The sequence below is a fragment of the Campylobacter concisus genome (assembly GCF_002913745.1).
Taxonomy (GTDB): Bacteria; Campylobacterota; Campylobacteria; order Campylobacterales; family Campylobacteraceae; genus Campylobacter_A; species Campylobacter_A concisus_R.
This window is the reverse complement of the sequence record NZ_PPCG01000010.1, coordinates 1-1,404: the sequence shown is the minus strand read 5'-3', so window position 1 is coordinate 1,404 and position 1,404 is coordinate 1. Positions and strand designations below refer to the sequence as shown.

The 1,404-nt window shown below is 44.6% G+C and carries 1 protein-coding gene and 1 pseudogene; both read right to left on the bottom strand.

All coding sequences use genetic code 11. The features are described 5' to 3' along the window. Positions 1-907, bottom strand: a 907-nt coding sequence (larC, locus tag CYO90_RS00765; protein WP_103578080.1) for a nickel pincer cofactor biosynthesis protein LarC, incomplete at its 3' end; no start/stop codon positions are given. Positions 908-909: 2 nt separating this feature from the next. After that, positions 910-1,404 (bottom strand): annotated as a pseudogene (locus CYO90_RS00760) (nickel-dependent lactate racemase); the annotation flags it as partial.

Here is a 1,404-nt window from a genome sequence, read left to right as displayed (position 1 = left end):
ACAGCGCGTTTAGCTCAAAGCCCGCGCGCCCCTTTTTCATAAAAATAGACCTGCTAAATACGTCCAGCGCGCCGCTATCTCGCAAAATATCGCACGCAAAGGCAAAGCTTTCTGCGTCCATATCGTCTATGTTTGTAGATATCATTTTTTGCACCAAATTTTGGCTCTCATCCACCTCGCATATCATCGCGCGAAGGGCATTTGCAAAATTTGGAGCATTTTTTTCGCCAGCTCCGTAAGCTACTTTTTCTATTTTGAAATTTATCTCACCCACAAACTCATCTGCGCATGCTTTTAGTATCGCAGCACCTGTTGGCGTAGTCATCTCAAAATTTGCTCGCCCAAGACTAACTGGCACATCTTTTAAAATTTCACAAACTGCTGGCGCTGGGACATTAAGATAGCCGTGGTCACACTTTACTACGCCGCCGCCAAGCTCGATCTTTGAGCTAACAACCCTAGAAATGCCAAAATTTTTAGACAAATACTCAAAGCAGATCGCCGCTCCAACGACATCTACTATGCTATCAAGCGCTCCAACCTCGTGAAAATGCACCTCATCGATGCTAACTGCATGCACTTTTGCTTCAGCCTGCGCGATCACGTGAAATATCGCAACGGCCTTTTTCTTGCAAAATTCGCTCAAATTTGAACTAGCCAAAATTTGCTTGATATCAGCGTAGCTTCTAGCGTGAGGCTGCGATTTTAGCAGAACGACGTCTATTTTGGTCGCAGCGATGCCGTTTTTTACTACATTTTTTTGCTCTAAGCGAAATTCTCCACTCAAATTTAGCTTCTCTAGCTCAGAGCAAAGATAGCCAAAATCCACACCAAGCCCGACAAGAACGGCTAAATTCATATCACCGCTGATGCCAGAGCTTGCGTCATAGTATAAAATTTTAGCCAAACTCATACCTTAGGTACGGTCATAGAGCCAAACGGCAAGATGATTATTTTTGCATCCGCACCTTTTTGAGCCAGCGCCTCATCTACAGCCTTTTGTAGGTCGTGATACGGCTTTAGATGCACAGCTCTCATCTCATCGTCGCTTAGATCAGTCACAGCCCAAGTCTGCGCCCAAAGCGAAATTTCAGCCATTTTTGCAGCTTTGTGATAACCAAGCTTAAAGCCAGAATTTATCTTTTCTAGCACTTTTTTTGGCGTATCGGCCGATGCCATAAGGTCAAAGAAAGGCTTTGGGCCGATGCCTGTGCGGCATTTTGCGACCATTATTAAAATTCCATCTTTCGCAAGCGCTAGTTTGCCGTTATCTAGGGCCTTTTGCGCCTGATAAAGATCGACATCCATAGGATAAGGCGCTACCGAGATCACGATGTCAGCTTTTTGTGGGATATTTACGCAAAAGACCTCATCAGCCTTTTTCACACAGTCATAAAAACTATC